General features: G+C 44.0%; 26 protein-coding genes. 12 read left to right on the forward strand and 14 right to left on the reverse strand.

The annotated features are described in order from the left end of the window. Positions 1–70 precede the first annotated feature (70 nt). Positions 71–1,453 (forward strand): prephenate-dependent tRNA uridine(34) hydroxylase TrhP, encoded by a 1,383-nt coding sequence (gene trhP, locus IE103_RS00695; RefSeq protein ID WP_189344106.1) that lies wholly within the window; start codon positions 71–73, stop codon positions 1,451–1,453. A 181-nt stretch (positions 1,454–1,634) separates the two neighbouring features. Here trhP and IE103_RS00700 read toward each other — a convergent pair whose 3' ends face one another. Both IE103_RS00700 and IE103_RS00705 read right to left on the reverse strand, forming a co-directional pair. Continuing rightward, positions 1,635–2,870 carry a DUF2863 family protein gene (locus IE103_RS00700; protein ID WP_189344107.1) on the reverse strand — a complete coding sequence of 412 codons (1,236 nt, stop codon included), beginning with the start codon at positions 2,868–2,870 and terminating at the stop codon, positions 1,635–1,637. A gap of 85 nt (positions 2,871–2,955) precedes the next feature. Then, complete coding sequence (locus IE103_RS00705; protein ID WP_189344108.1) at positions 2,956–3,648, reverse strand: glutathione binding-like protein; 693 nt, start codon at positions 3,646–3,648, stop codon at positions 2,956–2,958. 298 nt (positions 3,649–3,946) lie between these two features. On the opposite strand from IE103_RS00705, the gene IE103_RS00710 reads away from it, so the two are divergent. Together IE103_RS00710 and IE103_RS00715 are read left to right on the forward strand one after the other, a co-directional pair. Further along, positions 3,947–4,351: a BlaI/MecI/CopY family transcriptional regulator gene (locus IE103_RS00710; RefSeq protein WP_189344109.1), complete on the forward strand. Its 405-nt coding sequence runs from the start codon at positions 3,947–3,949 to the stop codon at positions 4,349–4,351. Next, positions 4,348–6,108, forward strand: coding sequence for a TonB family protein (locus IE103_RS00715; protein ID WP_189344110.1), 1,761 nt, complete (start codon positions 4,348–4,350; stop codon positions 6,106–6,108). Before IE103_RS00710 ends, IE103_RS00715 begins: the two co-directional genes overlap by 4 nt. A 64-nt stretch (positions 6,109–6,172) precedes the next feature. On the opposite strand, the gene serB is transcribed toward IE103_RS00715, so the two are convergent. Then, entirely contained in the window at positions 6,173–7,021 is an 849-nt protein-coding gene (gene serB / locus IE103_RS00720) for a phosphoserine phosphatase SerB (protein WP_189344111.1), read from the reverse strand. A gap of 5 nt (positions 7,022–7,026) precedes the next feature. Next, positions 7,027–10,467: a transcription-repair coupling factor gene (gene mfd / locus IE103_RS00725; RefSeq protein ID WP_189344112.1), complete on the reverse strand. Its 3,441-nt coding sequence runs from the start codon at positions 10,465–10,467 to the stop codon at positions 7,027–7,029. A gap of 151 nt (positions 10,468–10,618) precedes the next feature. Here mfd and ispD point away from each other — a divergent pair, with 151 nt between their 5' ends. The 3 genes from ispD (at position 10,619) to IE103_RS00740 (ending at position 12,241) form a co-directional block, all read left to right on the forward strand. Beyond that, complete coding sequence (gene ispD, locus IE103_RS00730) at positions 10,619–11,350, forward strand: 2-C-methyl-D-erythritol 4-phosphate cytidylyltransferase (RefSeq protein WP_189344113.1); 732 nt, start codon at positions 10,619–10,621, stop codon at positions 11,348–11,350. Beyond that, entirely contained in the window at positions 11,347–11,871 is a 525-nt protein-coding gene (ispF, locus tag IE103_RS00735; protein WP_189344114.1) for a 2-C-methyl-D-erythritol 2,4-cyclodiphosphate synthase, read from the forward strand. The genes ispD and ispF overlap by 4 nt, the downstream gene beginning before the upstream one ends. 97 nt (positions 11,872–11,968) lie before the next feature. Beyond that, the gene (locus IE103_RS00740) at positions 11,969–12,241 is read left to right on the forward strand and encodes a DUF4404 family protein (RefSeq protein ID WP_189344115.1); all 273 of its coding nucleotides are present in this window, start codon (positions 11,969–11,971) and stop codon (positions 12,239–12,241) included. Positions 12,242–12,407: 166 nt separating this feature from the next. On the opposite strand, the gene IE103_RS00745 is transcribed toward IE103_RS00740, so the two are convergent. The 8 genes from IE103_RS00745 to IE103_RS00780 form a co-directional block, all read right to left on the reverse strand. Continuing rightward, positions 12,408–13,181, reverse strand: a complete 774-nt coding sequence (locus tag IE103_RS00745) for a peptidylprolyl isomerase (RefSeq protein ID WP_189344116.1) — start codon at positions 13,179–13,181, stop codon at positions 12,408–12,410. A gap of 54 nt (positions 13,182–13,235) precedes the next feature. Then, positions 13,236–13,511: a BolA family protein gene (locus IE103_RS00750; RefSeq protein WP_189344117.1), complete on the reverse strand. Its 276-nt coding sequence runs from the start codon at positions 13,509–13,511 to the stop codon at positions 13,236–13,238. After that, complete coding sequence (locus IE103_RS00755) at positions 13,508–14,128, reverse strand: septation protein A (protein ID WP_308426952.1); 621 nt, start codon at positions 14,126–14,128, stop codon at positions 13,508–13,510. Before IE103_RS00755 ends, IE103_RS00750 begins: the two co-directional genes overlap by 4 nt. Before the next feature lie 4 nt (positions 14,129–14,132). Further along, on the reverse strand, positions 14,133–14,528 hold the full coding sequence (gene msrB / locus IE103_RS00760) for a peptide-methionine (R)-S-oxide reductase MsrB (protein ID WP_373295214.1): 396 nt from the start codon (positions 14,526–14,528) through the stop codon (positions 14,133–14,135). 82 nt (positions 14,529–14,610) lie between these two features. Then, positions 14,611–16,110, reverse strand: coding sequence for a protein adenylyltransferase SelO (locus tag IE103_RS00765; protein ID WP_189344118.1), 1,500 nt, complete (start codon positions 16,108–16,110; stop codon positions 14,611–14,613). A gap of 123 nt (positions 16,111–16,233) precedes the next feature. After that, entirely contained in the window at positions 16,234–18,039 is a 1,806-nt protein-coding gene (locus IE103_RS00770) for a chemotaxis protein CheA (protein ID WP_189344119.1), read from the reverse strand. After that, the gene (locus IE103_RS00775; protein ID WP_189344120.1) at positions 18,040–18,780 is read right to left on the reverse strand and encodes a protein phosphatase CheZ; all 741 of its coding nucleotides are present in this window, start codon (positions 18,778–18,780) and stop codon (positions 18,040–18,042) included. Between the two features lie 223 nt (positions 18,781–19,003). Beyond that, on the reverse strand, positions 19,004–19,477 hold the full coding sequence (locus tag IE103_RS00780) for a putative toxin-antitoxin system toxin component, PIN family (RefSeq protein WP_308426953.1): 474 nt from the start codon (positions 19,475–19,477) through the stop codon (positions 19,004–19,006). Between the two features lie 112 nt (positions 19,478–19,589). On the opposite strand from IE103_RS00780, the gene yaaA reads away from it, so the two are divergent. Further along, positions 19,590–20,366 carry a peroxide stress protein YaaA gene (gene yaaA / locus IE103_RS00785; protein ID WP_189344121.1) on the forward strand — a complete coding sequence of 259 codons (777 nt, stop codon included), beginning with the start codon at positions 19,590–19,592 and terminating at the stop codon, positions 20,364–20,366. Between the two features lie 94 nt (positions 20,367–20,460). On the opposite strand, the gene IE103_RS00790 is transcribed toward yaaA, so the two are convergent. Continuing rightward, positions 20,461–21,258: an outer membrane protein assembly factor BamD gene (locus tag IE103_RS00790; protein ID WP_189344122.1), complete on the reverse strand. Its 798-nt coding sequence runs from the start codon at positions 21,256–21,258 to the stop codon at positions 20,461–20,463. 42 nt (positions 21,259–21,300) lie between these two features. Here IE103_RS00790 and IE103_RS00795 point away from each other — a divergent pair, with 42 nt between their 5' ends. Both IE103_RS00795 and pgeF read left to right on the forward strand, forming a co-directional pair. Then, positions 21,301–22,335: an RluA family pseudouridine synthase gene (locus tag IE103_RS00795; protein WP_229826989.1), complete on the forward strand. Its 1,035-nt coding sequence runs from the start codon at positions 21,301–21,303 to the stop codon at positions 22,333–22,335. After that, the gene (pgeF, locus tag IE103_RS00800) at positions 22,326–23,111 is read left to right on the forward strand and encodes a peptidoglycan editing factor PgeF (protein ID WP_229826990.1); all 786 of its coding nucleotides are present in this window, start codon (positions 22,326–22,328) and stop codon (positions 23,109–23,111) included. Before IE103_RS00795 ends, pgeF begins: the two co-directional genes overlap by 10 nt. Positions 23,112–23,117: 6 nt before the next feature. Here the strand turns inward: pgeF and IE103_RS00805 are convergent, their stop codons facing one another. Next, positions 23,118–23,342, reverse strand: a complete 225-nt coding sequence (locus tag IE103_RS00805) for a hypothetical protein (RefSeq protein ID WP_189344123.1) — start codon at positions 23,340–23,342, stop codon at positions 23,118–23,120. 99 nt (positions 23,343–23,441) lie between these two features. On the opposite strand from IE103_RS00805, the gene phaC reads away from it, so the two are divergent. The 3 genes from phaC to phaR all read left to right on the forward strand — a co-directional run bounded on the left by phaC (position 23,442) and on the right by phaR (position 26,703). After that, the gene (gene phaC / locus IE103_RS00810) at positions 23,442–25,175 is read left to right on the forward strand and encodes a class I poly(R)-hydroxyalkanoic acid synthase (protein ID WP_373295215.1); all 1,734 of its coding nucleotides are present in this window, start codon (positions 23,442–23,444) and stop codon (positions 25,173–25,175) included. Between the two features lie 67 nt (positions 25,176–25,242). After that, complete coding sequence (locus IE103_RS00815) at positions 25,243–25,983, forward strand: 3-ketoacyl-ACP reductase (RefSeq protein WP_189344124.1); 741 nt, start codon at positions 25,243–25,245, stop codon at positions 25,981–25,983. A 168-nt stretch (positions 25,984–26,151) separates the two neighbouring features. Further along, the gene (gene phaR / locus IE103_RS00820) at positions 26,152–26,703 is read left to right on the forward strand and encodes a polyhydroxyalkanoate synthesis repressor PhaR (protein ID WP_189344125.1); all 552 of its coding nucleotides are present in this window, start codon (positions 26,152–26,154) and stop codon (positions 26,701–26,703) included. The last annotated feature ends 57 nt before the right edge of the window (positions 26,704–26,760 follow it).

A 26,760-nucleotide genomic window follows, 5' to 3' on the forward strand; every position in this document is an offset into this window, starting at 1 on the left:
TCTCAAAAATTTTTATTAATCTTTTGCGACTGCTTGATGTGGAAAGTCGCTGTTTTTAAATGGTGTTGTTATGTCGAATTCATCTAGTTTGCTCAAATCGCCAGAATTATTGTTACCTGCAGGCTCTTTAGAGAAAATGCATGCCGCCTTTGATTTTGGTGCGGATGCGGTGTACGCAGGTCAGCCACGTTACAGTTTGCGTGCGCGTAATAATGAGTTCTCGACGCTGGATATTTTGCAGCAAGGCATCGAAGGTGCGCATGCACGTGGTAAGTCTTTCTTTGTAGCGAGCAATATTTTTCCGCACAACTCCAAACTAAAAACCTATCTGAATGATATGGAGCCCGTGATCGCCATGAAACCTGATGCTTTGATCATGGCAGACCCAGGTTTGATCATGATGGTGCGCGAAAAATGGCCAGAAGTGAATGTCCATTTATCGGTACAAGCGAATGCGGTCAATTGGGCTGACGTTAAGTTCTGGCAAAAAATGGGTTTAACGCGTGTGATCTTATCGCGTGAATTATCATTAGACGAGATTGAAGAAATCAAACAGCGTTGTCCAGAAATGGAATTGGAAGTCTTCGTACATGGCGCTTTGTGTATCGCTTATTCAGGTCGTTGTTTATTGTCAGGGTATTTCAACCATCGAGATCCAAACCAAGGTACTTGTACCAATTCATGCCGTTGGGATTACAAAGTTGAAAATGCGACAGAGAACGAGACTGGTGATTTGCAACGCATTCCTGTCGAGACAATTAAATTCGATTTCAACAAAGCTTTAGAGGAAGCGAATCAATCATTTTCTGCGATGGGCGACATGCAGCGCCATCCACTGGCCGATCGTCCTTATTTGATTGAAGAGGCAGGGCGCCCAGGTAGTTTTATGCCTATCTTAGAAGATGAGCATGGTACTTACATTATGAACTCTAAGGATTTGCGTGCGATTGAACATATCGAGCGTTTAACTAAAATTGGCGTCGATTCTTTGAAAGTCGAAGGTCGTACCAAGTCGCTTTACTACGTCGTACGGACAGCGCAAGCCTATCGCCGAGCAATTGATGATGCGGTTGCTGGACGCCCATTTAATGAGCGTTTGTTGAGTGAATTAGATGGCTTGGCAAACCGTGGTTATACCGATGGTTTCTATCAACGTCATCATACGCAAGATCATCAAAATTATATGGAAGGCGTATCAAAAGCGCACCGTAGCCAGTATGTGGGCAATGTGCTGGCGATTGAAGATGGCTGGGCCGAGGTTGAGGTAAAGAATCGCTTTGCGGTGGGCGATAAGATCGAGATCATTCATCCAAGTGGCAATGAAATTATCGATTTAGCGCAAATCAGAAATAAGCACAATGAAGCGATTGATGTGATTGGTGGTGCTGGCCACAAAGTGCGCATTCCGCTTGATGCAAAATATGACAAAGCCTTATTGGCGCGCATGCTTTAATCGCTCGCGTTGACTGATAGAGGCAAATACTTGAGTGGGAAGATTCGGGTAAAGAGTTAAGTAAAACATTTCTGTCTCAATGATGATGGGCTGCTGCTTGGGGAAACAAGTTGCAGCCCATTTTTATTAGCAAATCTTGATAAGATAATTTCGATAGGTGCGATACGTATCGAATTGAACTTTAGTGTAAGTGCACAGAGCCTTCAGGCGGTGCATCATCAGGCATTTCAGGATGAACCAAATCGCCTTCCGCATCAGCGTACAGTGGCGCTTGGCAGTCTTCACAAAATTCCAAACCAAAGATGTCTTCTAAGATGAGAACTTGGCTAATGCCACTTTCTTTCAATAATCTTGGAATTTCTCCTTCACGTTCATCCATCGTGCTATTGGATGGTCCAACCAAGGCATGAATTTCATCTTCTTGCTGATACAGTGGCCAGATCACGCCATAAATAATTTCAGGTGCTTTTTTCAAAGTGAAGCCAACTCGAATCTCGTCGACTTGACCAGGATGCGTCTCTGGACCGAAGCGACCAACGATCGCGGTTAACTCGCTGGCTTCTAGGTTGAGTGTTTGGCATAAATAAAATACAGTCGCGCGAATAGATATCGGGCGTACCAAAATATCTGCTTCTCTGCATGCTGAGTAGTAGGCTTCTGGTAGCAAAAATTCGAAACCGCAGCCCGGAAGTAAATGCGCAATGTCGGCATGCGCTCTTTGTTTCCACAACAATAAAGCAGCCTCCTTGGCTTTGCTAATGTCGAAAGGTGAGGGTGTCATTTGCCACTGAAATAGTGGCGCATTACTTGGCGCAAGAATCACCCCAAGCAAGTAACGACTGTCGGCCAAAAAGGGAACGGTTTTAGGTAAATCTTTCGGTGCAATGATTGCTTTATTTTGTAAAAAATGCTGCGCAGTCTGGTGTAATAGTTCATTAACTGCACAATGATCTTGCGGTAATTGGTCGATTGAGAACAAGTTTGGCAAGATGCAAACTTGAACTCCTTTGCACAATAATGATTCTCGCCAACTCGTGGTTAATGATTTGATGAGATTTGTCGGAATCGAGCCCGAAGCGATATCAAATCGACTCCAGGCCAAGATTGGTGCTGCCACCAACAAGATATCATAGCTAGTATCGCCGTCTTTGATTTGTCCTGAAGTGGCGATCGACTCGATCGCCTCGATTAATACTTCATATGCGTCCGCTTGATTGGTAAAGACGTGTTCAGCCGCTGCATCCAAAATAGATTGGTGTTTGGCCTCTAAAATTTTAGCAATAAGTGTATCGAGTAAGGATTGCCAATCATTGTCCTCTAGCCGACTACCTGCCTGAGAAATCGCTTGTGAGAGATTAGCGATGCGCAGTGCATCGCCAGCTAATTTTTGAATTTTCTTTTTCGGTGCGCGTCGCATAATTGTTTTTATTCCTCATCGAGTATGTAGTGCTGGCGCAGATGTTCATGGCAAATCTATCGCAAAAAAGCAGCATTAAATCAAGCTATTTTTTTGCATATTGGGTTTGGCCAAATAAGATATCTTTCGCCTTATTATCGGTTAAGGGCTTTCGATAATCTGCAAGTACGGTAAGCGCTTTTTTTACCGCAGGTCTGTCATTAATCTGATCAAACCATCGTTTTGTATTGGGGTAATCTGCCCAGTCAATTCCCTGATTCGCTGCTGAGCGAGCCCACGGGAAACAAGCAATATCAGCAACTGTGTAGTTGTCGCCGGCAAGATAGGATTGATGCGCCAACTGATTTTCAAGCACTTGATAAAGTCGTTTCGCTTCATTGGTATAACGTTCGTAAGCGTAATCAATTTTCTCCGGAGCATAAATCCGAAAATGATGTGCCTGCCCCAACATCGGGCCAAAACCACCAACTTGAAACATCAACCATTGCAAGGTTTGATATTTTTCTCGATCACTTTGTCCTAAGAAGCGTCCAACTTTGCTAGCTAAATAAATCAAGATCGCACCGGATTCAAATAAGGCGATGGGCTTTCCATCCGGGCCATCTGAATCGACTATGGCCGGGATTTTGTTATTTGGCGAAATGCCTAGAAACGCAGGTTTAAATTGATCTCCGGCACCGATATCAATTGGAATCGCGCGATAGCTCAAACCGCATTCCTCAAGCATGATATGGACTTTATGGCCATTCGGCGTGGGCCAAGAATAAACATCAATCATTGCAAGATCCTCCTGTAGTTGCTCGTGCTTCATCAGCGCGAATTGGGAATTGACTATTCGCGTTGATTATATCCTGAGTCTCGCGATTCAGAATTCAGGTTCTTGCAATGCCTGTGTTGACGCTGGTGATAATGCGCTTAGAAATGTTGGAGCGCGACCGAAGGTCAAGAAAGCTGGACTCGATCCATGTATTAAAACAACAAAACAAATTAAAAACCAAAAGAGTTAAATTTTATCTAGACAAAACAATCTAGATTATTTAATCTAGACAAATCGATCTACATTATTCTGGGTTCCCATGAAAAAAAATGACGTTAGCAACACAAAGAAATCTAGCCCACCGAAACCAACGGCTGCTGAAATGGAGCTAATGCGTTTGCTGTGGGTTCTCGGTCCAGCTACCGCCAAACAAGTGCACGAAGCAGCAATGAAAGAGCGACCAGAAATCGCTTATGCCTCGGTTTTACGCATGCTTCAAGTGATGCACAGTAAAGGACAATTGCGACGCGATGAAAGTCAAAAAGCGCATGTGTATGCTGCTGTCGAAGAGCAAGATACTTTACAGACCAATCTAGTGAAAGATTTAATTCAAAAAGCATTTTCTGGCTCTGCTAAAGCTTTGGTGTTAGCTGCATTGCGGTCGCACGTTAGCAAAGAAGAGCGTGAGGAAATTCAAAAGTTTTTGCATGGAGATGACAAATGAATTTCGACTTCCATATCATCACGCATGCCCTTGGTTGGGCGCTGATTCATTTCCTGTGGCAAGGACTTGCGATTGCTCTAGCCACAGCCTTTTTGTTACAAATCAGCAGGAATGCTCGTGCACAAATACGTTATTTGATTGCGTGTTTCAGTCTATTAGCATGTTTTCTTGTGCCGATTTGGGAAGTGCTAACAAGCTCACAAACGACAGCCGAGTTTATTGGTGTGCAGGTGATTCCTAGTACTTTTGCTGAAGCTAAAACAGCGTTAGGTTGGATTGAACAAGCGCAGATATGGTTTCAGCTACACATTGATCTAATCGTTATCGTATGGGCGACAGTGGTTGCCATGCTTGGCTTGCGATTATTGCTCGGAGTCTTATGGCTACGAACGTATAGCAACGGAGAACGTGGTGTCAGTAATGCTTATTGGCAGCGGAAAACCGATCAACTAGCTGCGCATTTTCAGATCGCCAAGCCTGTGCTTGTGCGTATTGTCGAAGAACTAGATAGCCCGATCACGATAGGGTGGATACGCCCGATGATTTTGATTCCTGCGTCACTTATTACTGGCATGACGCCTAGCTACCTGGAAGCGCTGATCGCGCACGAACTTGCACACATTTCGCGCTTCGACTATCTGGTCAACTTTATTCAAAATCTGATTGAAATGGTTTTGTTTTTCCACCCAGCGGTATGGTGGATTTCAAAGAGAATCCGCATTGAACGCGAGAACATTGCGGATGATTTAGCGGCAAGTATGCTCGGCGAACCGCGGCGTCTAGCACTTGCATTACAAGAATTGGAATATCTCCAATTCACAACCCCTCAACTCGCCCAAGCGGCACATGGAGGAAATCTTATGTTAAGAATTAAACGATTAGTGCGTCCAGAAGCACAAAGTATTAGTTGGAAAACCGCGGTAACAGCAATTGGGATTGCATCTGCATCTGTTGGGTTGGCCGCAAATGCTGCCATGCCTTTGTGGATACAAACTGATAGATTAGATTTGCACGACAATGTAGAAACAGTGATTGGTGGTGTCTCAGAACATTCAATGAATTCAATTAAATCTAAGGAGTCAAAAGATAATGAAACTAAGTCTACCCTTGAGGCAAAGCTATCGACTGCGAAAGACATTATAGTCCACCCTCGAATTGACTTTGCGAGAACAGGATGTGCACCAGAATATCCTGCCGCCGCTATGCGCAGTGAATTAGAAGGAACAACTAGATTGGCGATTCTGCTCTCTGATAAAGGGATAATTGAAAACGTGAATGTGGAAAAATCTAGTGGGCACTCGATACTTGATGATGCCCTAAAGAACCAGCTTTTGTCGGGAAAGTGTACTGGCTTACCTGGAAGCTTAAATGGCAAACCACATTCAGCCAGAACTTTAGTGGATTATGTTTGGAAGCTTGATGAGTGGCCAGTTAAAAACGAGAAACCATATAAAAATCGTCAAGCCAATTTAGATCATGTTGCGACGGTGGATTTTGTCAAAACTGGATGTAGTCCTGAATATCCAAAAGTTTCAGTGAGAAATTCAGAACATGGAACTACAGTGCTTGCGGTTAACGTCAGTGATTCAGGTGCAATCGACGACGTCAAAATATTTGCGTCCAGTGGCTTCCGTGGGCTAGACCAAGCTGTAGCTAGCAAGTTGCGATCTGGCACTTGCAAGGCAAATCCAGCAAAAATGGATGGGAAAAACGTCGCTTCCGTGATTAATGTTAAATACGTTTGGAAGTTAAATTGATTTAGATTTGAGCCGAGCAATCGTTTAAAGCTCGGCTCATTAAGGGTAATAAGAACTGAAAATACTAAAACAAATTTAAAACCCCATCCAAACCAACAAAATTCAACGCGACATTTGCTTGCATACGCACGACGGGCTTCGCTCGAAATGCAACGGACAGGCCAGCGATACTCATCATCTTTAAATCATTTGCACCATCACCCATCACGATGGCACTTTGGGTGCTGATGCCAAGTTCTTGGCAAACCTTTTCGACGGTGCGTTTTTTTTCTTCGGCATCAACAATGGTTCCAATCACTTTTCCGGTCAATTTGTCACCGACAATTTCCAGTACGTTGGCGAGGCTGTAATCTAGATTTAAACGGGATTTGATTCTGTCTGTGAAAAAGGTGAATCCGCCCGATACTAATAAAGTTTTCAAGCCAGCTTGTTGTACTTGCTTGAGCATATTTTCAGCACCGAGCGAGAGTTGTAGGCGTTGATCATAGACTCTTTGTAGTGCAGACGCCTCTAGTCCTTTCAACAAACCAACGCGGCGAATCAAGCTTTCTTGAAACTCAATTTCACCCCGCATCGCCGCTTCTGTGATTTCGGCTACTTGTGGTTTTAGACCTTGCATATCGGCGATTTCGTCTATGCATTCTATGGTGATTAAAGTGGAGTCCATATCCATCGCCACCAATTTAAATTCATTGAGTTGGTGTGACGGACCATGATAGACGTCTAGTTGCGCGCTTAAGCAAAGTTCTTGTATCGATTGCAGTATCGTGGCATCGCACTGTACATTTTCTAAGCGAACAGCATTGCTGTTTAGGGGAATGATTTTTTCTGCCGCCGACATGGTCGCGATACTTTGCACTGTTGCCGTATGCTGCGATAAGACGGCATTTAAGCCTTGTATGATTAAGTTCATATTAATTATTTAGAGGGCGCGGAAGACGAATGTAATGCTTTCATTGTGCTCTTGATCTGTGCAACGCGCGCTGCAAGATCAGGCATGTTGGCACTGATGCGTAATTTGTCTTGACCGTTCAGTTTGATATGTTTGTGCTTTTGTACCAACTCAATGATGCGCATCGCATCAATTGGCGGTTGTGGTTCAAATTGCAGAGTTGCAGCCTCGCTATGTGCATCGATTTTGATAATGCCAAGCGGCTTCGCGGCAACGCGTAGTCGATGTGTTTCCAATAGTGATTTGACTGGCTCTGGTAATTTGCCGAAGCGATCAATCATCTCTTCTTGTAGGTCATCAATAGCATCAAGCTTGTTGCAATTCGCTAGACGTTTATAGATCGATAAACGCTCGTGTACATCACCGCAGAAATCACTGGGTAAGAGAGCTGGGATGTGTAAATTAATTTCGGTTGTGGTCGAAAGTGGTGCTGCCAAGTCGGGTTCTTTACCGTTCTTTAAACTACGTACAGCTTCGTTAAGCATGTCTGAATACATTTGGAAACCAATCTCATGCATTTCGCCAGATTGATTGTCACCCAATACTTCTCCGGCACCGCGAATCTCTAGATCATGCATAGCGAGATAGAAGCCGCTACCCAATTCTTCCATTTGTTGAATGGCTTCTAAACGGCGGTTGGCTTGCTTGGTTAAGCCTTGCACATCATGTACCAGCAGATAAGCGTAGGCTTGATGGTGTGAGCGACCGACACGACCACGTAGTTGATGCAACTGCGCTAGACCAAATTTATCGGCACGATGCATGATGATGGTATTGGCACTTGGCACGTCGATACCGGTTTCAATAATCGTTGTACATAACAAGATGTTGTAACGTTGCGCAACGAAATCTCGCATGACGCGCTCTAGGTCACGTTCATTCATTTGACCGTGCCCAACACCAATTCGAGCTTCAGGTAACAAGGCTTCCAGCATCGCTTTACGATTTTCTATCGTTTCAACTTCGTTGTGCAAGAAGTAAACTTGTCCACCACGTTTCAGTTCGCGTAAACACGCTTCGCGTATGACAGAATCACCTTCACTACGCACAAAAGTTTTGATCGCCAAGCGTTTTTGCGGTGCAGTAGCGATGATAGAGAAATCGCGTAGTCCCTCTAATGCCATGCCCAAGGTACGTGGAATAGGGGTAGCGGTGAGGGTCAGTACATCAACCTCAGCGCGCAAGGCTTTTAAGCTTTCCTTTTGACGTACACCAAAGCGGTGTTCTTCGTCGATGATCACCAAACCAAGGCGCGAAAACTTGACGTCATCGGACAATAGTTTATGTGTGCCAATGACGATATCAACCGTGCCATCACCCATGCCTTTAATTGCTTGCGTGATTTCTTTACCGCTTCTGAAGCGAGACAATTCAGCAATCTTGACTGGCCAATTGGCGAAGCGATCGGTGAATGTTTGTGCATGCTGCTCAGCGAGTAGGGTAGTTGGCGCTAGGATAGCAACTTGTTTACCACCCATTACTGCAACAAACGCAGCGCGCAATGCGACTTCGGTTTTACCAAAACCAACGTCACCACAGATCAAGCGATCCATTGGTTTGCCGGAAGTCATATCACTAATCACCGCATTAATGGCCGCGGCTTGATCAGGGGTTTCATCGAAGCCAAAACTTTCTGCAAAGGCGGCATAATCATGCGCTGAATATTCAAACGCATGACCGTGACGCAATGCTCGACGCGCGTATAAATTGAGTAATTCAGCTGCGGTATCACGAATTTGTTGTGCCGCTTTACGCTTGGCTTTTTCCCATTGACCTGAGCCGAGTGTGTGTAAAGGCGCGTCATCCGGTGACGCACCTGAATAGCGAGAGATCACATGTAATTGCGATACGGGCACATACAGCTTGGTATCTTTGGCATATTCCAAGTGCAAGAATTCGGTCTCGCCTTCGCCCAAATCCATGCTGATTAAGCCCATGTAACGACCGATGCCGTGGTTACTATGGACAACTGGATCACCGATTTTTAATTCAGATAAGTCGCGCACCATGTGCTCGACTTGCGTCACCGCTTCTTGTTTTTTGCGACCGATACGTTTGCCAGAACCAGCGTATAACTCAGCCTCAGTGATGAAGGCAATATCCTGTAATTGAAAGCCAGCATGGATAGGTGCAACACCCAGAACTAATTTTGCGCTACTTGTGAGAAAGTCGGTGTAATCCTCACAGATACTGATGTCGAGTTGGAAGTCGCGGAAATATTGTTGCAGGGTCTCACGTCGACCAGCTGTTTCTGCACAGATGAGTACGCGTTTATCTGTTTGCAATAAATAAGAACGCAAATTCGTTAAAGGGTCATCGGCACGACGATTGACCGCAAGATCCGGCAGAAAGCTAGAAACTTCCGATGCCGCGCCACCGTTTTGTATGATCCAGCGTGATTCTGATTTCAGTGTGGCGAAGAAATCTTCGTCACGCAAAAAGATCGATTCTGGTGCCAGAACCGGACGCTCTCTGTCTGATTTTAAAAACTGATAACGTGAGCGGGTATCTGTCCAAAAGCGCTGTATCGCTTCTTCAATATTGCCAATTAAAACGTAATGCGTTTGCTGAGGCAAATAGTCAAATAAGGTGGCGGTCGATTCAAAAAATAGAGGCAAGTAGTATTCGATACCGGCCGAGGCGATGCCATTACCGATGTCTTTATAAACCGTGGAACGAGATGGATCGCCTTCAAACTGTTCGCGCCATCGATTTCTGAATGCGCTGCGACCTGCTTCATCCATAGGAAACTCGCGTCCAGGCAACAGGCGAACTTCTTTTACTGGATAGAGCGAGCGCTGTGTGTCGGCATCAAAGGTACGGATACTTTCTATACTGTCGCCAAATAAATCGAGTCGATATGGCAGTACCGACCCCATAGGGAATAAGTCAATTAAACCGCCACGCACCGAATATTCGCCGGGCGACATGACTTGTGAAACATGGGTGTAACCAGCCAGCGTTAATTGTGATTTGAGCTTGCTCTCGTCAAGTGTTTCTCCCACTTTGAAGAAAAACGTATAAGCCGCCAAAAATGAGGGTGGCGCCATTCTGACTAATGCCGTGGTCGCTGGAACGATCAAGACATCGCAATTGCCGCTATTGATTTCATATAAAGTCGCCAGACGTTCTGACACCAGATCTTGATGCGGTGAAAATGCATCGTAAGGCAGTGTTTCCCAATCTGGTAGCAAGTGACAGCGTAGTTCGGCAGCAAACCAAGGTAATTCGCTGAGCAAGCGTTGCGCATCGGCGGGGCTGGCGACGAAGACGGTTAGAAACCGTTGTTCAGCCTTCAGTTTGACCGCTGCTTGTGCAATTGCGTAAGCATCGGCTGAGCCATGCGTCGCGGGCAATACGAATCGTTGACCAGCTTTGGGTAGCGCTTTGATGAAATCGAAAGACATTAGATGTAAAGCAAGGAGTTCTGCTAATTCCTGCAAAACAGCCTGGAAGAGGCTTGGAAAAAGCCTAGAAAAAGCCCAGAGGCAGGAATTGGCGGTTAAAATGAGCATCAATTATAAACGATGCACAAGCAGCGCTACTTGTATCCTGAAAATGACCCAACAATCTTCTGATTTAGCTGATTTGTCCCAGCATTTACCAAGGGAAAATTCGCGCTATGTTGCCCTGATTCCAGCTGCGGGTGTCGGTACGCGTATGGCGAGCAATATACCTAAACAGTATCTCGATTTAGCGGGGGAAACTGTATTGCAGCGCACGGTAGATTGTTTTTTGGCGTGTGAAAAAATCGAGCATATTTTTGTCGTGGTTAGTGCTGAGGACGGCTATATTGATGCCGCCTTGCGCCCAAATCCAAAATTAACGATCTTAAACTGCGGAGGGCTTACGCGCCGAGATACGGTGCAGAATGGCTTGGAAGTGATACGTCGATTTAGTCATTTCCAAGACAATGATCAAGTGTTGGTGCATGACGCTGCAAGACCTGGCCTGACACCGATGTTGGTGAATAAATTGATTGAGGCGGTTGGAATTGATGTGAATGGTGGCTTGTTGGCTTTGCCAGTCGTAGATACCGTAAAACGTTGTATCGCTGGTCAGGTCGAAACGATTGATCGAAAACATCTCTGGCTGGCACAGACGCCACAAATGTTCACACTAGGATTATTGTCGCGTGCACTAACAATGGCAATTGAAGTTACTGATGAAGCCAGCGCGATCGAGTCCATTGGATATCACCCAAAATTAGTCGAAGGCGCGATGCGAAATCGAAAACTTACGTTGCCTGAAGATCTAGAATTATTGAACTTATTTTTTAAACCATCATGAATTCAAATGTAGAACAAACAACGCCTACGCCACCACCATTTCGTATCGGTCAGGGCTACGATTGTCATGCCTTAGTAGCAGGTCGTAAATTAATTATTGGTGGCGTTGATATTCCCCATAAAACGGGCTTATTGGGACACTCTGATGCCGATGTATTGCTGCATGCAATTACCGATGCATTACTTGGAGCCGCAGCGCTTGGTGATATTGGAAAATTATTTCCTGATACCGATGCCAAGTTTGCTGGCGCGGATTCGCGTGTGCTGTTAAGAGAGGCACTTGCGCGCGTACACGCAAGTGGCTACCTATTGGGAAATCTTGATGCGACGATTATTGCGCAACAACCAAAAATGGCGCCGCATATTCCCAATATGATTGCGAATATTGCGGCCGATTTGCAAGTGCCGTTAGCGCAAGTCAATATCAAAGCAAAGACCAATGAGAAGCTTGGTTATCTAGGAAGAGAAGAGGGGATTGCTGCTGAAGCTGTTGCGCTAATATACAAAGGGACAGTGGCTTAAACAGCGCTTAAACTAAGATCAAGTCAAACGCAATGCAAGCAACTGATTGATATGTAGAGTGACCAAATTTGTGATTGTAAGAACTAAGGAGAAAATAATGAAACGCGATATGTTAAAAGGTTTGTTAAAGCAATTGCAGGATGGTTTGCATACCACAGAGCAGGTTGATGCCGAGATGCGCACCTTGTTGCAGCATTTACATCAAGATATTGAAACAGTATTGGCGAAAGATGAAAATCCCGATGATCCGCTGTACGCGGCATTGAGCGACCGTTCGCGCGCGATTTATGCCGAATTTGCAAGCAAACATCCCAAGTTGGAACCTGCATTGCGTGAGCTCGGCAGTATGTTAGAAAAAATGGGTGTGTAGTTTCGCCATGCGATCAATTTACTTTGTGAGTCTTGCTTGAGTAACTTCGCTTGCCAACGTGGTTAACGTAGCTAACGCATAAAAACAAAAAAGACGCCTAGGCGTCTTTTTTGTTGTGTCATCTATCAAGGCATCAAAGCATTTATGTTGAGCCTTGATAGTTGAATTATTTAATGACAGCTTGCTTGATCAATGATTGTTGATAAGCCTGTACTTTTTCTTGTACCAAGCTTTCACCGATTTGCTGCTTTACTTCATCCAATGTTGGCAACTTTAATGGACGTACATCATCCAATTTAATGACATGGTAGCCAACTTCGGTTTTTACTGGTGTTTCAGTGAATTGACCTTTTTTCAAAGACGCTAAAGCAGTTGCAAATGCAGGAGGAACGTTGGCTTGGGAAACCCAATCCAAGTCACCACCTTTTGCTGCAGAACCTGTATCTTTTGATTGTTTTGCCAATTCTTCAAATTTAGCGCCACCTTTTAATTTAGAGATAATTGCTTTTGCGTCATCTTCTTTTTCTACCAAGATGTGGAATGGATGGTACTCATTGTCACCATTTTGTGCTTTCCATTTATCGTATGCAGCTTTGATGTCTGCTTCAGATACTGGATTTTTTTCGACGTGCGCACGCATCAAAGCTTGAATCAAAATTTGTTGGCGAGCCATTTCGATTTGGATTTTGACATCTTCATTTTTCGAGTAGCCAGCTTTTTCTGCGGCTTGCAACAATACTTCAGTACCAACCAAACGGTCTTTAATCATTGCGCGCAATTGTGGCGTGTCTTTTTGACCTTGTGCCAAAGCTTGCTTTACAAATGGTTCTGCTTTTGAAGCAGGGATTGCTTTTCCATTGACCGTTGCCAAGTTCTGCGCCATCGCAGGGAATGCGGTTACTAGAAGTACAACCAGCAAATGAGCGGGTTTAAAAGTCATTATCTGTTCCTAAAATACAAAGTAAGTAAAACAAAAAACGGTTAATAAAAATGTTTAATTGGGTGTTTCTGAAGGACTTAAGGCTTGGATAACAAGTGCATGTATTTCCGTATGCATTAAATCGCCAACGGCATCATACACTAGTCGGTGACGAGAAATGCGATTTAAACCTTCAAATTTTTCGCTAATAATTGTCACAGAGAAATGTCCTGCACCGCTCGCTGCGCCAGCATGGCCTTTATGCGCGGCAGAATCATCTTTTATCTCACATAAAGTTGGTTGAAGAACCGCTTCTAGAGATTGTTGTATACGTTCCACGCGTGTACTCATTTTGGTTCCTGTATATGTTTAGCAAGAAAAAAGCTTTGCAAAATCAAAAAGACGGGCAGTGCACCAATCGAATACAACTTGAAGCTGACCCAAGTGCTTTGCGAGAAATGAAAAGCCACATAGATATTAAGTGCGCCCATGGCGACAAAGTAAACCGCCCACACAAGATTTAATTTACGCCAAATGGCATCTGCCATGATGATTTGCCCGCCCATCGCCATTTTTAATAAATTTTTATCAAATAGGAAATCACTGATTAAGAAAGCTGCGCCATAGCACCAGTAAATAATCGTCGGTTTCCATTTGATGAATGCATCATTCTGAAAATAAATGGTGGCACCGCCAAACACTGTGATGATAAAAAAGGAGATCCACAGCATCGCATCAACTTTTTTCTTGGAAACAAGGAGATAGCCAATCTGAATCACTGAGGCGACAATCGCTAGTGCAGTTGCTAATAAGATAGGTGCTTGTTCTAGCCCGACACCATTGCCTGCGGTGAAGTGAGACAAAATTTGGTTGGCTAATTGTTGTGAGGATTCTGCATTTTTTTCACCCCATTTATAGGTGATGAAAAAAAGAATTACTGGAAAGACGTCAAACAGAAATTTCATCATAGCGTTAATTTTTTGCTTTAAATTTGAGTGAAGCGGAGTTTATACAATAACGTAGACGGGTTGGTAGAGGTCCGTCGGGAAAAACGTGCCCCAAATGCGCGTCGCAGATGTTACACACAATTTCGGTGCGCGTCATGCCATGCGAATGATCCGCAATCTCTCTTACATGTTGTGGATTGAGCGCCTTGAAATAACTTGGCCAGCCACAACCCGAATCAAACTTGGCATCGGACTCAAAAAGAGGAGTCTCACAACACACACAAGTGTAGATGCCGTGCTCATGATGATCCCAAAACTTGCCTGTGAACGCGCGCTCAGTTGCCGCGTGTCGTGTCACTTGATATTCGATTTCAGAAAGCTGTTGGCGCCATTCTGCGTCTGTTTTTTTGATTTTATCCATGATTTTTAGGTCAATAAGTTGGCTTGAGGTCGAAGACTAATCGTTCTCGATGTTTCAGATTTCTTTATCTCGATAGTATGCATCAAGATGAGCAACTAACAGATAATTGCGCCGCCCAATCGGGTGGCAGCTGCGCATAAGATTCAAACTCATTTTGTTCTGTATAAGGATTTTCAAGAATTTGGCGCAATCGATTGATCTCACTAAAGTCTTTTTGTTCTGCTTTTTCAATTGCTTGCTGTGCTAAATAGTTACGCAAGACAAATTTAGGATTGACTAAATTCATCTGCTCGGATCGTTCTGCATCGATCGAATTTTCCTGCTGCAAACGTTGGCGATATCTGAGTAGCCATTGATCGAGTTCATCGCGATTGATGAATAAATCACGCAATGCATTTTCTTGTTGACCTGCTTGTGAAGTGACTTCGCTAAGATTTCGGAATGCCAAAGTAAAATCGGTTTTGGTTGCGGCCATCACGTCTAAATAGCTGTCAAATAAATCTTGATCACCAGGTAACTCGATACGAAGCCCAAATTTTTGACGTAGTTTATTTAAGTAAGATGTTTCGTAGTGTTCGGCATAGCAGGATAGCGCATCTTGGGCGGCATCGACATCGCCAATGAGGGGCAACAGCGCTTGCGCTAAAGCATGACAGTTCCATTGGCCGATACGCGCCTGCATCTGATATGCGTAACGACCTTGCGAGTCACTGTGATTGCAAATGTGACTTGGATCAAAGCCGTCCATAAAACCAAAGGGGCCGTAGTCTAGGGTTAGTCCTAAAATCGACATGTTGTCGGTATTGAGTACGCCGTGCATAAATCCTACACACTGCCACTGTGCCACCAATTCAGCGGTTCTTTTTACAACCTCTCTCAATAATTCTTGATAAGGATTTGCTAGCGCTTTCAAATGTGGATAATAATTGTCGATCACAAAATCGGCGAGTTGTTGTAATTGTTCTGGTTTATTATTGTAGTACCAGTGTTCAAACGATCCGAAGCGAATGAAGCTTGGCGCGGTGCGTGTAACAAGTGCTGTTTTTTCCGGCATCTCACGCATCGTAAATTGATCCGATCCAATAATGCATAGCGCACGTGAGCTTGGAATTCCTAAGCCAGCCATCGCTTCAGAGCACAAAAATTCTCTTACCGAAGACCGTAAAACCGCACGGCCATCACCCATACGAGAGTAGGGTGTCATGCCAGCCCCTTTTAGTTGAATCTCGTGCAGGTCTGATGGTGTTTCGTGAGCGCTGCTTGCATTCAGTTCTCCCAATAAGATCGCACGACCATCGCCCAACTGACCAGCCCATACGCCAAACTGATGCCCTGAATAAACAGCAGCCAGAGGTTTACTGCTGTGATGAACGCGATTGCCACTAAATACTTCGACAAAGTCCTGCGTGTTGGTCACAGTTGGATCAATATCAAATTGCTTCAATAAAGAAGGACTCGCCGCGATTAGGTACGGTGATTTGACCGGAGTCGGTTGCAAGTGGGTATAAAACTGCGAACCCAAGCGCGAGAAGCGATTTTGAAAATTTAGATTGAGTTGAGTTTCTAATTCTGGAGTATTCATGAATTTTAAGGCGACGCCAAAAATTGGTTTGCGCTATTTTGACAGAGAAGCCAAGTTCATGTTGAAACGGCGGCAGATCGAATGATCAGCCGCCGTTGTTGATTTTACTGCTAGGATTTTGCGTTAGCTGCTCAGTCGTTCTACCACTTTGCAGCCATCGAGCAAGAACGACAAACTAATCACCAAGACGAGTTCGCCTTCAGCTGAGCGCGCAGTTCCGGATATTCCGGGTGTTGAAATGCAGGTCAAAGGTTTAATTACCAAGTCGGAAGTGCCATCAACTGAATCCACAGAAATGATGTAGGGATTCGGTGCCGCAATCACAATGCCGACGCGTTCCGTGCTCTTTTCATAGCCCAATACTTGTCCAAGTGAACGGATAGGTAGAGGGCGACCGAGATCGCGCAATACTGGTTGGCCACCAACACTTTCGAAGGTTTCTGGCAACTCGACTACGCGTTGTACGGTTGACATAGGCAAAGCAAGCGAGGCACCTGCGGTACGCACTAACATCGTTGGAACAATCGATAACTCGATCGGCAAGCGAATAATAAAGGTCGTTCCTTTACCAAGCTGCGAGTTAATACGAATAGCTCCGCGATGTCTCTCGACCGCCGTCTTGACCACGTCCATGCCGACACCACGGCCAGAAACACTAGAAGCAACTTCCTTGGTGGAGAATCCAGGCAAGAATACTAATTGAAACGCTTCATCGTCGCTGCGCGCTTCGTGTGCATTGATTAAGCCTTTAGAGATGGCTTTCTCGCGCAAACGATTAGCATCCATGCCTTTGCCGTCATCGGTCACTTCGATCATGACGCTACTAGCTTCTTGCCATGCTTTGAGTAAAATTTTGGCACGAGCTGGTTTGCTTGTTTGCGCACGTTCTTCGCTTGATTCAATACCGTGATCAAGTGAATTACGTAACATGTGCACTAAAGGATCATACAAACTATCGACGACCACGCGATCAACTTCAGTTTCAGCACCAGAAATTTCCAAATCGACTTCTTTGCCGAGATCTTTTGCAAGTTCGCGAATTAAACGAGGGAATTTTTGGAATAAGCGACCAACTGGTTGCATTCGAGTTGCTAAGGTCGCTCGTTGCAATTCGGTGGAGTAGCGAGAAGCTCGATTTAACGTCTCTGTGAGCGCGGTCATCAAAGGCGCTGCATCTCCATCAAATGAAAACTGCGATAATTTCTCTAATAATACGGCTGCTTGATTTGCTGCTTGCACCGATTCACCCGCAACTTCGAGCAAAACATCGAGCTTAACTGCATCAATACGAATACTTTCTTCTTTAACTGGCGCGTTCTGCTTGATTTCATTGCTTGCCAAAGAAGACTTAACTGCTTCTTGCTCTTGCTTGATGACGGGATTAACCACCACCGGTTCAGGCAAGGTGCCTGCTGGAGTGACGGCGCGGTAATAAGCCTCCCAAGGCACTTCGCCTTCCGCTACTTCAACTTGCGCGGCCGGCGCGGCAACCGCACTGCTTACCTTAGGCTCAGTCGTTTTGCTTGATGGCGCATTTGAAGTTGACTTACCTTCAATTGCGTCATTCAGCAATTGCTCCAGTGCGGCGGGCATGGTTGATAGCTGATCAGGATCTGTGCCATTTGAGAGAGCAGTTAATTGATCAGAAACGAAACCGCTTGCCTCTAACGCGGCTTCAATCGCAATCGGCGTGACAGGCGACTTGCCAGTGCGTAATGCATCAAACAAATTTTCCGTTAAATGGCAGGCTGAAACCATTGCCGTCAGGTTCATAAAACCTGCGCCACCTTTGATTGTGTGAAAAGATCTAAATACCGCGTTGAGCGTATTCATATCCTCTGGATTTCTCTGCAAAGAAAGCAAATGCTCCTCTACATTGACGGCCAGATCTAATGCCTCAACGACAAATTCTTTGAGCATGTCATCCATTTAGAAACCCAAACTATCAAGTAGGTTGTCTACATCGTCCTGCTCGAGTGCCGCATTTGGAACGGACGGGCCTTCCATCAATTCAATGGCTTTTTCTTTCAATTCAGTTGGTGCATTATCGAGCAAGATTTGCGCTAGTTCGCGTTCAACTGCTTGCGTAATGATTAATACTTTTTTAATCAACTGACCAGTTAAATCTTGGAAGTCTTGCGCCATCATAATGTCGAGCAGGCGCGCTTTTTCTGCATCGGTCGATGCCAAGACTTTGTTGGCAAAAGATTTAGAATCAGAGGCCAATAACTTAAAGTCATCAACACTCATTTTGCCGCTGAAGAGGGCGGCCCAACGCTCATCGATATCTTTAGCATTTTTTGCTAAGCCATCTTGTTCGGGAATGCCAGCATCGGTTGCATTTAAGACTTTGTTTGCAGCTTGCTCGGTAAGTGTGGCTACGTATTCTAAGCGTCCTTGCGCGTCTGAGATTTGTGAAGCGACATCGGAGAGTGAGCGATCGTATCCCAGTTCACGCATGGAATCATGCATCATACGAACTAAGTTCCCAAGGCGATCAAACATGGGTTTCCCAGCTTCTCCGCCAGCTAAGTCCAGTGATAACTTGTTGTGAGACGCATCATGTGCTGGCGCCTCAGGTTCTGGCGCAGGAGTAGGTGGGGCACTTGTATCTCTCTGACTGGACATCTCTTCAAATAATGCATCTAGATCATCTGCTGAATCTGTCATAATCTTTTTCTCTCCTAAATGCCAATCGTGGGGTGCAAAATACGCGTGAAAGCCTTTTGTTTTTGCTCATCGAAATTGCATCAAAATCAATCCCTAGGCATAGATGCTGCCTAATCAGAATCATTCGACAATATTTATCGATGGCAAGCTGACTTATGTGTTGTAAGGATAACCCCGAGCAACAAAATTTGTCATCACTTTATTGTGTATTTAATGAAATTAGTTACGAAACTTGCGCTTTTGCAACTAGCCTCGCAACAAATTTTTCAGGCGTTTCAATAATGAATAGATTCAAGTTCTGTATTTTTCGAGCAAGCTTTAACAAAGCCTTGTCTTTTGTAACCAAAACCTGCGCGCCAGCATCTCTGCAAGTTTCTAGAAATTTTTGGTCGTCTTTGTCGCTACATACAGGAAGCTTGATTTCCTTTGTTGGATTTTCTTCCACGCAAATCAATTCATCAAAACTTGATACAATTTGCGCGCGATTGTCGTCGTTGACTGGTAAATGTTGGTAATGCAAAACTGCCAGCCACTCATCTCTGCAATCTTGACGAGTAATTGCTGTCAGGTTGTGGCTATTTAATTCGTCTAATATTTTTTGCCAACGCGGGTCTTTGAATACAAATAAGTCTAAACAGACGTTGGTATCCAGCACGATTTTAAATGACATGATTTTTATCCTGTTTTGATTGTGCAAGCTTTGAGCTTGTGCGCAATGATTGCCCTGTACGATTTGATACGCTTGAAAGTGTTTTTTAGTAATGTTGAATTTATTAGCCGTTTGTACTTAATCTTCTAATTTTTGATTTATGTTGATACTGCTGTCCCCCGCAAAAAGCCTTGATTTTGATTCACCAAGCATCGTAAAAACTTCTAGCGAAATACAATTCCCAAATGAGGTAAATTACTTAGCAGATATTGCTTCGCAATTGTCTGCGTCAGATTTACAAACTTTGATGAAAATATCGCCAAGCCTAGCCAATTTAAATGTGGAGCGTTTTACAAATCTGGTTGATAGCGAAGCGCCAAAACTGACAAGACAAGCGGTATTTGCTTTTGATGGTGATGTCTACTCTGGCTTGCAAGCGCGATCTTTGGCAAAGAAAGAAATTAATTATTTGCAAAAGAATCTGCGGATTCTATCAGGCTTGTATGGTTTGCTAAGACCTTTAGATCTTATTCAAGCTTATCGCTTGGAGATGGGAACTGCATTAAAAAATGTGGCTGGCAATAATTTATATGCATACTGGTCAGAAAAATTAACTGCGCATTTAAATGCGGAGATCGAAACGCTAGGCGCAAAATTTCTAGTTAATTTGGCTTCGGAAGAATATGCAAAAGCGATTGAGCTCAAAGCTTTAAGCATCCCCGTTATTCATCCAATTTTTCAAGATTATTCTAGTGGACGATACAAGGTCATATCGTTCTTTGCAAAAAGAGCACGTGGCAGCATGGTGAGATTTTGTGCTGTCAATCAAATTAAAAGCGCCGCAAAGCTGAAAGATTTTGCGGAGGATGGCTACCAATTCGTAGAGGAAGAATCTACTGCGTTGCAGTATGTTTTCCGTCGTAAAGAAGCCCTTTAAAAAAATAAAGCCTCAAAATAATTTGAGGCTTTATTAGTAGGTGTATCTATTTTCTTTGAATCCAATTTAGCTCACTGAGTTTTAGCTCACTGAGTTAGCTCCAAAATTTCCACCAAGCTTTTTTGCTGCCATAGGTTTCTAAAAGCGTACTTTTCGGGAAGTTGCTGGTAAACACGCGTTTCGCATCATCGCGCAATTCGACCATTCCCATTCCATCATAGGCTTTAATTAATACAACTAAAGCTTCTTCAACCGCTGGCGCATCTGGATATTCTTTGATCGCAGATTGCGCGCGGTTTGCTGCGGCAACGAAGGCATTTCTACGCAAATAGTATTTTGCTACGTGTAAGTCATATTGCGCCAATGCATTTACCAAATACTTCATGCGTGCGATCGCATCTGGCGTATACTTACTATTTGGAAATCTGACTGCTAATTCTTTAAACGCATCAAATGAATCGCGCGTCGCTTTTGGATCACGTTCGGTTACATCTTGATTGGCGATAAAGCTAAAAAAGCCCATATCGTCATTAAAATTGATTAATCCACGTAGATAGTACATGTAATCAACGTTGGCGTGATTGGGGTGTAATTTAATGAAACGATCAACTGCCGCTAAAGCTTGTGCTTGATCGCCTTGTTTATAGTGTGCATAAGCGATTTCTAATTGTGCTTGCTGAGCGTAAGCGCCAAAAGGAAAGCGGGATTCGAGTTTTTCGAATAATTGTACTGAGCGATCGTAAGATCCGGATGCTAATTCATCCTTTGCTTCAGCGTATAATTTCTCAGCGGTCCAATTCTTACTTTCCTCTACTTTGTCACCGAAAATACCGCAACCTGCCAGTGAAAAAGATAGGGCCAAACCTAACAATTTTATATATTTAATGTGCATAAACTTTGCATGTGCATGAGAATAATTTACGGATTATAGCCGATGGTAAATAATGTTATACCAAAAGACCAAATGATTTTAACCGATACTGAACTAGAACTTGATGAAATTGATCAGGAAGAATCAATTAAGTCAGATCAAGGGAATGATCCGATTAGTTTAATCTTGCCTGATAGTATTTGTGGTGATCGTTTAGATAAAGTCTTGTCAAAGTTGGTTCCACAATTTTCTCGTGGACGCCTGCAACAATGGATTGAAGACGGACACGTACAAGTTGATGGCAAAACATCGAAGATCAAAACGACGATGCTCGGTGGCGAGTTAATCACAATTCAACCGCAGCTTGCGGCTGAAGATAATGCTTTTGTGCCGGAAGATATCCCGTTAACTATTGTTTATGAAGATGATGCAATTCTGGTTATTAATAAGCCAGCAGGTTTAGTTGTGCATCCTGGGGCAGGGAACTGGTCTGGTACCTTGCTGAACGGATTATTGTTTCATCGACCAGCGCTAGCCAGTGTGCCGCGTGCCGGCATTGTGCATCGACTTGATAAGGACACCTCAGGTTTGATGGTGGTTGGTAAAACTATCATGGCGCAAACCGAATTGGTGCGTCAGTTGCAAGCACGTACGGTAAAGCGCGAGTACGCTGCTTTAGTTTGGGGAACACCTAACGCTTCGGGAACCATTGACGCGGCGATGACGAGACACTCCAGAGATCGCTTGAAGATGGCTGTTTCTCAAAGTGTTTTAGCCAAGCCAGCCATAACGCATTTTCAAAGATTGGCGACTGGCATGCTGGAAAAATTTCCGGTTTGCTTGCTTGCATGTCATTTAGAAACGGGACGTACGCACCAAATTCGTGTACATATGTCCTCGTCCGGATTTCCTTTGGTTGGCGACACTTTGTATGGCAAGCAGCATCTAGCTCGATTTTTCCCGCGCCAAGCACTACAAGCACGTAAATTAGGATTGGTTCATCCAGTAACCCATCAGACGATTGAGTGGGTGATACCTTTAGAGTCCGATTTCATTGAATTGTTAAGCCGTGCAGGAATGTCTGAATCATGGCTATGATTTTAGATGACGACACAGGCTTGATGCTAATTAAGCCTGATTGGCCCGATTGTCCAACAAATGTGCAGGCTTTTTCTAGTACGCGAGTTGGTGGGGTGAGCCTAGCACCTTATGGTGATGTGAGTGGTGATGCTGGCCTTAATCTGGGTGATCATGTTGGCGACTTAGACGAATCAGTTCAATTAAATCGCGCATGTATTGCCGAATATATGCCGCAGCCTGTCATCTTCTTATCACAAATTCATGGCAACATGGCAGTCAATCTTGCGCAACATTCGCATACGAATCCTGTGCAGGCGGATGCTTGTTATACCAATTTGCCGAATCAGACCTGTGCAGTACTAACAGCGGATTGCTTACCCATTTTGCTTGCTTCTTTAGATGGCAAATATGTTGCGGCGATTCATGCGGGTTGGCGTGGCTTAGCCAATGGAGTCATCCAAAATACTTTGCAAGAGTTACGCGTGAAAACGGATGCTGAATTTACTGCTTGGTTTGGTCCTGCAATTGGATCGAACGCGTTTGAGGTTGGTCAAGAGGTATTTGATCAATTCGTTCAACAATCGAATGAGCATCGTGCTAGCTTTAAACCAGCAAAATCAAGCGGTAAATTTTTGGCAGACATTTATGGATTAGCGCGTCATATCTTACACGGTTGTGGCGTTCAACGAATACATGGAGGCCAGTACTGTACTTATGAAGAAGAGACACTTTTTTACTCTTACCGGCGCGATGGAATCACTGGTCGTATGGCAAGTTGGATTTGGCTTGAGTAGCGTGTGCTATTGATTGTTCTCATGTCGTTGTCGCTCTTCCAAAGCAGCGCGCTCACGTTCTTTGATCTGACGTTTACGCGCAGGAGAACTGAGAATATAAAGAACTAAGCCTAGTGGTATAACGCAATAAAAAATAAAAGTCATGACCCCAGCGATAAACGAGGATTCCGCTAAAGACATCAAGAGTACGACATAAATCCACGCGATTGCGATAAGATATAAGAAAGCCATAGTTGTTCTATTAGATGTTTCGTTTTAAATGTTCGGTTTTAAATGGTCGATCGATTGTCGAAAGCATCGACAATACTCTATAACGAGGAAAATTGCATAATGAGTGACACTTCTCAGTCGATGTACATGAATTGGATGCAGGAATTAATCAAGCATAGCCCTATGCAAGAGTGGATGAAAAATGCGGGTGTGGGAGTGCAAAATCCTTTTGCGCCAGACTCATCAATTCTCGCTAGTTTAAAAGAATACGGTGCTGAAATCGATCCTGCTGTTCTCAGTCGATTGCAATCCGAGTACTTCATTGAACTTGGTAATCTTTGGAAAGATTTTATCGCTGCCAAGTTGCCACAATTTGATGATCGACGTTTTTCCGCCAGCAATTGGCATGAGCAAACAAATCATGCTTATAACGTCGCAATTTACTTATTGAATGCGCGTTTTCTCAGTTTGCTGGCTGAATCAGTGCAAGCACCAGAAAAGAAAAAACAAAAAATACGATTCGCTGTACAGCAAATGGTTGACGCGATGTCGCCAGCTAATTTTCTCGCCACCAATCCCGAAGCGCAAGCCAAGCTGATTGAAACGAAAGGCGAAAGTTTAATGTCGGGCATTGCGCTGATGCTGGAAGATTTGCAAAAGGGACGCATCTCATTGACTGATGAGTCTGCCTTCGAAGTTGGCAAAAATGTGGCGACGACGGAAGGCGCAGTCGTCTTTGAAAATCGCTTGTTCCAATTGATTCAATATAAGCCTTTAACAAAAACCGTGCATCAGCGCCCCCTGTTGATGGTGCCGCCATGTATTAACAAGTTCTACATTTTAGATCTGCAACCAGAGAATTCATTGGTGCGTTATGCCGTAGAACAAGGGCACACGGTGTTTTTGGTTTCTTGGGCTAATCCTGATCAAACTATGTCAGACCTTACGTGGGATGACTATATCGAACAAGGCGCAATCAAGGCGATTGAAGTCGCGCAAGGAATTAGTAAGCAAGACAAATTGAATGTGTTTGGTTTTTGCGTTGGCGGCACCATCGTATCAACCGCGTTGTCAGTATTAGCAGATCGGGGTATTCATCCAGCGAGCAGTTTAACTTTGTTAACGACTTTGTTAGATTTTTCCAATACTGGTGTGCTTGATGTGTTTGTCGATGAGCTACAGGTAAGCATGCGTGAACAGACACTAGGACACGGCGGCTTGATGCCAGGACGCGATTTGGCAAGTACGTTTTCTAGTTTGCGGCCAAACGATTTGGTGTGGAACTACGTTCAATCCAATTATTTGAAAGGACAAAAACCACCTGCATTTGATCTCTTGTATTGGAACTCTGACAGCACTAATTTGCCTGGGCCTATGTTTTGCTGGTACTTGCGCAACACCTATCTTGAAAATAGCCTCAAAGTTCCGGGTAAATTAACCGTGGCAGGTAATAAAGTTGATTTGTCTAAGATTGATGCCCCAGTTTTCATTTATGGCTCTAAAGAAGATCATATTGTTCCTTGGCAGGCGGCTTTCGCCTCGATGAGCTTATTAAATCCGAAGAAAAAAGCTCGAAATCGTTTTGTATTAGGTGCATCGGGTCATATCGCTGGAGTTATCAATCCAGCTTCAAAAAATAAACGCAATTACTGGATTAATGATCAATCCGCAGTCGATGCGCAATCTTGGTTGGATGCAGCTACAGAGTGTCCCGGTAGCTGGTGGCCACAATGGGCAACATTTTTAAAAGAAAATGCAGGGAAAATGGTAAAAGCGCCCGCGAAACTAGGGGCGGTAGGGTATAGTGAGTTAGAGTCCGCACCAGGACGATATGTCAAAGTACGTGCAGATTAATTGATCTGGTAAATTTGTTTACCGATTCGTGTAGTAGTGCCTTTTATAAAAACTCTGGAGATTAAGTATGTCAAAGCGAATTGCTTATGTAACAGGTGGTATGGGCGGTATTGGGACGCCAATTTGTAAACGTTTATGTAAAGATGGTTATACAGTCGTCGCAGGATGCGGTCCAAACTCTCCACGTAAAGATAAATGGTTAGCCGACATGCGTGCTGAAGGTTTTGATGTGCATGCGTCTGAAGGTAATGTGTCAGATTGGGAATCAACGCGTGCAGCTTTTGAAAAAGTACGTGCTGAAATTGGTGAAATTGATGTGTTAGTAAATAACGCAGGCATTACCCGTGATGGTCAGTTCCGTAAGATGAGCAAGGCCGATTGGGATGCCGTTATCGACACTAATTTGAATTCCTTGTTCAATGTCACGAAACAAGTAATCGAAAGCATGGTTGATCGTGGCTGGGGGCGTATCATTAATATTTCTTCTGTGAATGGGCAGAAGGGACAGTTTGGACAAACCAATTACTCCACGGCTAAAGCTGGTATCCATGGTTTTACGATGGCGTTGGCACAAGAAGTAGCGACCAAAGGAGTTACGGTTAATACAGTTTCACCAGGTTACGTTGGTACCGATATGGTTCGCGCAATTCGCCCAGACGTGTTGGAGAAAATTGTTGCGGGAATTCCTGTCAAACGATTAGCAGAACCTGAAGAGATCGCGTCGATTGTTGCGTGGATTGCATCGGATGAAGGCGGCTATGCTACCGGTTCTGACTTCTCAATTAACGGCGGTTTGCATATGGGATAAGCATTCGGCATTGGTCGAATGAACTATTTCTAAGAATTTTGCACTAAGTATAATGCTGCAAGTTAGTACATAGCTTTGCGCGAAATTCACCCAAGATGCTTATGATGAAGTGGGGATTCATAAGCATCTCAGTTTTATTCTTTAATGCAGTTTTTGAACGAGAATGCAATGAATAGTACAAAAAAAATAAGCAAGCATTTGATTAAGAAATATCCAAACCGCCGCTTATACGATACCCAAACCAGCAGCTACATCACCTTGGTCGATGTAAAGCAATTTGTGATGGAAAATGATGATTTTGCAGTAGTTGACGCAAAAACTGGTGAGGATTTGACGCGTAGTATTTTATTGCAAATCATCTTGGAAGCAGAGGCGGGCGGTGCGCCGATGTTTTCTAGTGTCGCTTTAGCGCAGATTATTCGTTATTACGGACATGCGATGCAGGGGATGATGGGTTCCTATTTGGAAAAAAACATCCAAGCGTTTATCGATATTCAAAATAAACTCACCGAAGGTGCTGCTAGTGGATTGGATGGAAAACCGTTCAGCCCTGAAATGTGGACGCAATTTATGAATGTGCAAGGGCCGATGATGCAAGGCATGATGGGCAACTACATTGATCAAAGTAAAAATCTTTTTGTACAAATGCAAGAGCAGATGCAAAATCAATCGAAGAATATGTTTGGATTTCCATTTGTTCCTGATGATAAGAAAAAGTAATGGATTCAAGCGCTTGCAGTTCATTTAGTGATGCATGTGCTGTAGTAAGTGACTCAG

It is taken from the genome of Affinundibacterium macrobrachii, assembly GCF_014652415.1.
GTDB lineage: Bacteria > Pseudomonadota > Gammaproteobacteria > Burkholderiales > Burkholderiaceae_D > Undibacterium > Undibacterium macrobrachii.